General features: G+C 33.1%; 5 protein-coding genes. 3 read left to right on the top strand and 2 right to left on the bottom strand.

Annotation, left to right across the window (positions count from 1 at the left end; genetic code table 11):
• Together HGP29_RS20130 and HGP29_RS20125 are read right to left on the bottom strand one after the other, a co-directional pair.
• Positions 1-1,214, bottom strand: a 1,214-nt coding sequence (locus HGP29_RS20130; RefSeq protein ID WP_168884227.1) for a purple acid phosphatase family protein, incomplete at its 3' end; no start/stop codon positions are given.
• 599 nt (positions 1,215-1,813) lie between these two features.
• Entirely contained in the window at positions 1,814-3,406 is a 1,593-nt protein-coding gene (locus HGP29_RS20125; protein ID WP_168884226.1) for a sulfatase-like hydrolase/transferase, read from the bottom strand.
• Positions 3,407-3,990: 584 nt separating this feature from the next.
• Between HGP29_RS20125 and HGP29_RS20120 the strand changes: the two genes are divergently transcribed.
• The 3 genes from HGP29_RS20120 to HGP29_RS20110 all read left to right on the top strand — a co-directional run bounded on the left by HGP29_RS20120 (position 3,991) and on the right by HGP29_RS20110 (position 7,478).
• Positions 3,991-5,271 carry a glycoside hydrolase family 71/99-like protein gene (locus HGP29_RS20120; protein WP_168884225.1) on the top strand — a complete coding sequence of 427 codons (1,281 nt, stop codon included), beginning with the start codon at positions 3,991-3,993 and terminating at the stop codon, positions 5,269-5,271.
• Positions 5,272-5,490: 219 nt separating this feature from the next.
• Complete coding sequence (locus HGP29_RS20115; protein WP_168884224.1) at positions 5,491-6,750, top strand: FMN-binding protein; 1,260 nt, start codon at positions 5,491-5,493, stop codon at positions 6,748-6,750.
• Complete coding sequence (locus HGP29_RS20110) at positions 6,747-7,478, top strand: flavin reductase family protein (protein ID WP_211093349.1); 732 nt, start codon at positions 6,747-6,749, stop codon at positions 7,476-7,478. Before HGP29_RS20115 ends, HGP29_RS20110 begins: the two co-directional genes overlap by 4 nt.
• Positions 7,479-7,656 lie beyond the last annotated feature (178 nt).

Below are 7,656 nucleotides of genomic sequence, written 5' to 3'. Positions count from 1 at the left end.
GCCCAGATATCTAAGTTTGCAGGAGCAGAGAAAATATTGCTATCATTAACAGTACCAACACTTTCTGCATTTTCTACTTTAATTGTTCTTAGTTCAATTTTTGATTGATCAACGAAAATCCATTTAACTTGGTTGAACATTCCGCTGTCTCTTGTCCATTCTTTATTGTCATTGTTAGAACGTAATGGAGCTCCCCAACAACCTTCACCAGTATATACTGTTCCACTAATATCATCTCTAACAAAACCTTCATCATGTCCTGTATTGGTAGAAGGTCTTACTGGCCAAGTTGTCTTTACTGTGTGTGCATCACATTCTACAACTAACTTGACATTATTTTGGTAGAAAAGGTCTGCCCAACTGCTGTAATGTGTATTTCCTTCTGACTTACTACTTACATGTGGTCGCATAGGCTTATGGTATTGAGCAGATTTCCAATGAACATTTGCATTCGCTGCTAAATCGTTTGCCAACCAAGTTGTTTGATCACCTGTGATAGACATCTCTGTATTAAGTGTATATACTCTCAGTAGATCTGTACCAAAAGTAATTCCGTAATAAACATCAGTAGAAGGCGTATCAAACAGGTCATAGATCATTCCATTTGAACTTTCATGGTTACCTCTTGCGGCAACAATCGGAATCATACGGCCATCTTCACCAATTGTCAATTGCCAATCGTCAAACCAATTTTGCCACTGTTCGTCAGTACCTGATGAAGTCATGTCACCACCAAAAAATACAGCATGTGGACGAAGTCTTGCCACGATACGGTTACCGTTCTGACGAGGTTCTCTGTTGTTACGAGAATCACCACCAGCAATAAATGATAGACGCTCTGAAGAAGAAGAAGGAGCTGTTTTAAACCAGAAACGTTGGCTTGTTCCTTCACTATCTTTGATTACGAAATAATAGGCGGTATTGGGTTGTAAACCAGTTAATCGAACAATTTGATTACTCATTCCTTTATATTCTACAGAACGGTCTACACTTTTTGTCATAGCGTATGCATCGGCATTTGTCCCATGATCTACCACACCATAGTGTACAACAGGATTCTCACCCGAAATTTGATTCCAAATAATATTGATGGTAGTTGCTGGGTCATCCCTAAAAGTCAGACGGTATTTGTCTGTCGAGGCATAAGTATTCCATGCTATACCAAGCATTATCATGTGTACCATGAATAATGATCGTAATAGTAATTGTTTCATAATATTATTTGTTTATTGCGTTGTAATAAGAAATCTATTTCGTTGAAAGTATCTTCTGCAATAGCTGGTTCATTGGATATGTATTTCATCCTTGTTGCAGATTTATTACTAAATTAAAGAGTTGCTCTTTTTAATGTATTGGGAGTTCTTGAGCAAGAGTAATACCCTAATGTCTATTCTAATTTTACCTATCTATCAATTCATTTTTATTATTTCAATAATGTGATAACAATTATATATATCTGATTATTTTCTTTTTTTGTAGTTCATTCTAATACCCTTCATATTTGTAGATATAAACAAGTAGATGTACCAACGGGAGTTAATTCTATAATTCAAGTATATTCCTCAAGAAGAAACATATGTATAGTTATCAACCATCCCCGTTGGTAGCAACCTTTTCTACAATAGGGGTGAAGGCATGAAATTCACTACATAAACCAAAAGGTCAGTATTTTAACTACTCTATTTTTTTGACTCCATATCACCCACTATTATAAAGACAATACAAAGATTGTTTTGCCCAATAATAGTGTTTGACATGAAAAGAGAAGTATGAGATTTATCTTTAAAACTATCCTTCTATAGAGATGAATAGCTTACATATTTTTTACAAGAGTTCTGTTTTTAACTCCCTCATAAAACTGTGAATTATTTTTTTGAAGCCATTCTAGGAGAGTTGCTCTTAGTTCCTCTGCTTTATCGGCATATTTTGCTTGTTCAGGATTCGTTCCTAAAAGGTTATTCATTTCATGTGGATCTTCATTTAAGTTATAAAGTACATTGATAACCTTTGACTCAACAGAATAAGGGACCATAAGTTTCCATCCATCTTTTACGATCATATAGTTAGGAGAAACATCTCCTCTATAGTTCCATTCTGTTACTACATACTCACCGTACTCATGTTCGTCACCGTTAATCATGTCTCTTAGACTCTTACCATCACTTTCTGGTGCTTTTACACCTAAATAATCCAAGATAGTAGGGAAGATGTCAATATGTGAAACATAACCATCAACTGTAGATTTTTCTTCTATTACGTTAGGTAATTTCATTAGTAATGGAATATGAGCAGATTCTTCGTAGAATACATTCTTTTCTCTTAAGCCATGTGCACCCAACATTTCACCATGGTCACTTGTGAATACGATTAAAGTATTTTCTGTAAGACCTAATTTATCTACAGTATCTATAATTTCACCAATCCAATAATCCACTTCAGTAATTAGACCATAGTAATTTGAGATCATGTATTTAATCTTTTCAGGATCTGAATATTCAGGTAATGCCTTACGACCATTGGCTCTAATATATGGTGAATTCAGCATATCGTCACTAATACTTTCAGGAGGAGTCATGTCTTCTGGCTTGTACATGCTGTAGAAAGGTTCAGGAACAATCATTGGAGCATGAGGATAATGGAAAGAACATGTTAAACTGAATGGTTTATTTTTTAACCTCTTCAAAGCATCTATTGTTTGTTGAGCTTGGAAGGCAGTCATTGTATATTCTTTTGGAATATTTAAACGTCCATGAAAGTTTGGTTGAGATTTCTTGATATGCTTGATATCTTTATATTCCTGACCAAAGAATGTATCTATTGGATCGGGAGTATAGGGTCTTTTAGTAAATTTATCTAGATGTTCTCCATTTTCTAAAGCTCTTTTCTTTAGACTTGCTTTTAACCAATCTTGGTAAAAGAAACTTTGTCCTCCATGATCAAAAGCGTATTTTCCATTTTTAGCATACTTTTCAGGGTTGCTATATATTTTTGCCTTGTTTGACATAGCATGCCACTTGCCATAATATTCACAAGTATAACCATTGGCCTTTAAGATCTCATCAAACGTAGGGTATTGCATCACCTTTTCTTTAGTATAAAAATAGGTTTTGTCATTGGTATTTACCCCAGTATTTTCTACTGTTCTACCCGTTAAGATGGAAGATCGAGCAGGACCACATACTGCACATGAAGAATATGCATTAACAAAGTAAGCACCACTTTCTCCTAACCTATCAAGGTTTGGAGTTTTTAATACTTTATTACCCGCTAAGCCAAGAGCTTTATACTGTTGTTGATCAGTAACAATAAATAAGAGGTTAGTCTTCTTACTTTTCTTAGGCGGATTAGCACAAAAAACATTTGCAGAAACAAATAAGAGTGCAAGTACAGTTATAATTCTTTTCATGTCATCATTGTTAAATATTACATCTCAAAGTTATTTCTTGGTATTAATTGAAGATTAATTATCATATAATGAATTAATAATGAAATGTAAGTCGTTGTTATTCAGTGTTAATTGCTGCTTGTTTCCTTTGTTTTTATGTTATTAGCGTTCTATCTATGAAACTACTTTTCATCAATTCTTGTGGAAATCAGTATTCTTTTATCCATGGAAAAAGGTAGATTTGAAAGACAAAACACCCAAATTTTAAAATTTTCTGTTATTATAAATTCATTCTTTAGTTTTTTGAGAAGCATATAGAGGGTAGATGAATTTTGGTGTTGATTTTAGCTAAAAAAGCGAGTTTGTTACTTATTAAAACCACATTAATACCTTATTAAGTGATTAATCAAGTATTTGCTCTTGTACCTGTAATTTTTTTTTTCGCCGATTACGGTAGTTTTTTGTACAGTTTTGTCTTACAAAAAAATCTAATTAAGTATTGATTAATTTATCATTTGTTATCTAGCCTAAGTTTGTAAGCATAGAAATGAAAAATAAACATCTATTTCTACAGAAACATATTTTGTATATAAATTATAGATGAAATGAAATTATATAAACTCTCTTCTATTCTAATAATAAGTATTACTTGTCTTACATTATTATTCAGTTTTAATAAGGAGAAAAAAGAGAAATTAAACTACCCTTCCTATAAGGGTCTTGTGATGTGTGGTTATCAAGGATGGTTTAGAGCCCCTGGCGATGGTGGACATCAGGGCTGGGGGCACTTTGGTCGAGGCAATAAATTTGGGCCTGATCAAATCACCATCGATATGTGGCCAGATGTGAGGGAATATAAAAAGCAATACTCTACTAAGTTTAAAAATGAAGATGGTTCTAAAGCTAAAGTATTTAGTTCATTAGATGCTTCGACAGTAGACTTACATTTTAAGTGGATGAAAGAGTATGGTATTGATGGTGTATTTATGCAACGTTTTTACCAAAACACTAATCATAAAGAGAAAAGGAAAGAAATAACACAAATTCTTTCTAATGCTTTTGATGCAGCCAACAAATATGACAGAGCAATAGCTGTGATGTATGACCTTTCTGGATTAAAGAAAGAAGAAAGCTGTTATGAAACGTTAGTAGCTGATTGGAAATCTTTAATTGGTGAATTCCACTTTAATAAAGGAAAGAATAAAAAGAACTACTTACATCATAATGGAAAACCTTTGGTATCTATTTGGGGAGTTGGTTTTGTAGATAGAAAATACTCAATACAAAGTAGTGAGATTGAAAGATTTATCAATTTCTTAAAAAATGATCCTAAATATGGTGGTTTCTCAGTAATGCTGGGTGTACCTACTAAATTTAGAAGCCTAGAAGGAGATTGTCTTCCTGATCCTGCTCTACATGATGTTATTAAAAAGGTAGACATTGTTCAGCCATGGTTTGTTGGTCGTTTTAAAATGAAACATCTACAAAATGATGTCTATAAGGAACAGGTTTCAGAAGATATCGCATGGTGTAAGCAAATGGGAGTAGATTATGTACCTACCATTTATCCAGGTTTTAGTTGGTATAACCTTCAAAATGTGAAAGGGGATAGAGGCTATGGTATAAATGCATCATTAAATGCTATTCCAAGGTCAAAAGGAGAATTCCTGAACAAACAAATAGATATAACGATCAATAAGGGATCTGAGATGTTATATGTAGCAATGTTTGATGAAATAGATGAAGGAACAGCAATCATGAAAGTAACCAATCAGCCTCCAGTAAATGGTGTATTTGCTGATTACGAAGGGTTACCTTCTGACCATTACTTAAAGATAATTGGACAGGCAAGTAGAAAAATTAAACAGGCAACGTCAATACGTTAATAAAATATGTTCACCTAAAGTACGATGCTAAAGCTAAGTATATCAATTATATAGTAAGAAAAATAAGTATATATATAACTTTCATAGTAATAAAGTTATAACGTGTGACGAAATCAAACAGTAATTGAAAAATGTAGTCAGGTACATTCATTATTCTATAGTGAATGTACTTTTTTAATTCAACTATTAGCCATTTGACTTGATTTTGGAAAACAATAAATGATGAATAAAGTAGAAGTAAAGAAAGTACCAAAAAGGGTTGCGAATAAAAGCAGTCGTAAAAAGATTACTGCAAAGAAAAAGAAACCAACCCTGAAAGTTTATAACCTCTATAGAGTGACATTGATTATGCTATTAGTTGTAGCAGTAGGTTTTTCAGGAGGTTGGAATATTTCTGAATTATTGGACAATACTCCTAAAAAAGAAATCACAATCAGTATTCAAGATGTAACGAATTTGTATGCTGATGCTAGATATTTTACCAGTGAAAATGAGGGTAAGCTTATCATTTACAATAAACATAAAGATATCATCGGATATGCACTTTCTACACATAGTTATGCTAGTGATGTAAAAGGGTTTGCAGGAGAAGTTCCATTGTTGATTAGTTATAATAATGATTCTATCATTCATAGAATGACATTGTTACAGCACAATGAATCTGACGAATATATGGAGTATATCGTTGATGATAAATTATTAGATTCCTGGAACGGTTTGCCTTTTGACAGAGCAATGTACTTGGATGTAGATGGTATAACTTCAGCAACAGAAACCAGTGATGGAATCATAGAAACAGTGCAGGTAACTCTATCTGAATTGACTGGTAAAAAACTCCATAAAAAAGGGATGTCTTGGTTAGAAATCATTCAATTTGTCTTATCAATGGCTACGATCATCTTTGGGCTGATCGTGTGTTATTATAAACCAATGAAAAGTTACCGTACGACATTATTGGTCATGGTAGTAATAGTTCTTGGTTTTATGTATCAAAAGATGATCTCAATATCATTATTACATGGTTGGGTGATTCATGGTATCTCTATAAGTTCAAATTTTATTTCATTAGTATTGATCGTCTTGTCATTGGTATTACCGTTAACAACGAAAAAACAATTCTATTGTCATTATATGTGTCCTTTTGGAGCGGCTCAAGAGTTAGCCGGAAAAGTTTCTCCCTTTCAAAAGAGAAATATGAATTGGCTTAAAGTAAGAAGCCTACCCGTACAAACGGTGGTTTCTATACTCCTCATTGGTAGTATACTCATTGGCTATTATCCCGAATTATCCTATGTTGAACCCTTTCCCTCATTTTCTGTACGAGTTGTATCTGGTTGGATGTTAGGTTTCGGAGCTTTATTTATTGGCCTTTCATTATTCTACTCAAAGCCGTGGTGTAAAGTATGCCCAACAGGTTTTGTGATCGATAATTTTAAAAAGAAAAACTCTAGAGATACTAAAGAATATAAAGTCTTATGAAACTTAGTGAACTATTAAATATTGTATTAGTATTAATACTGATTGGTGTAATTATTAAGTTTAATTACGATGAAAGTAAAGAGGAGAAAATTGCTAATGATTTAATTACATCAGAAGCTGTTATGGATTCTCTACATGTAAAGAAATCAGTAGGTAAAAGACCTTTTCTTTTTCCTATGCCCATTGGGATTATTGGTTCATATGATAGTTGTGGAACTCCCAACGTTATGGCCGCATCTTGGGTTGGTATTGTTAACTCTAAGCCATTAAGCATAGGTGTTTCTTTACGACCTGCTACCTACACCTATAAAAATGTGATGAGAACAAAATCATTTACTGTTAATATAGCGAACGAAAAACTCATTTCTTACGTCGATTGGGTTGGACATTATACGGGTAAAGAAATGAATAAGTTTGAAGAATTGTCTTTAACTCCCGTTAGATCAAAACTTGTCGATGCACCTTATGTTCATGAGTTCCCTGTTGTATTGGAATGTAAAGTAGTAGAAATAACAAACTTAGGAAAACACACTCATTTTGTTGGAGAAATTATGGACGTTAAAGTAGACACGGCAATATTAAAAGCAGACAATAAGAATTTAGTCGATATCTATAAATTAAGACCTGTCATGACAGGGCAAGGGAGTGGTTATTTTGGTATAGGACAACACCTTGGAAGAGGAGGTAAAGTATATCAACGTTTAGGTATTGATCCTAAATCAGAATAAACAGAATTTCAACTATTTGGTATATCCATGTTGGAGATGCTCCTTGTTTTAAAATTTTAAAAAGAAGCGAAGTGAAAAGCTGGATAAACAGACCAATTCAAGTTGTATTTATGATGAAATCTAAAAGAAAAGCTTTAAGTAATACTTAAAGCTTTTTTATTTTTTGACCCATTGATGG

It is taken from the genome of Flammeovirga agarivorans, from assembly GCF_012641475.1.
GTDB lineage: Bacteria > Bacteroidota > Bacteroidia > Cytophagales > Flammeovirgaceae > Flammeovirga > Flammeovirga agarivorans.
This window is presented reverse-complemented; position numbering and strand designations above follow the sequence as displayed.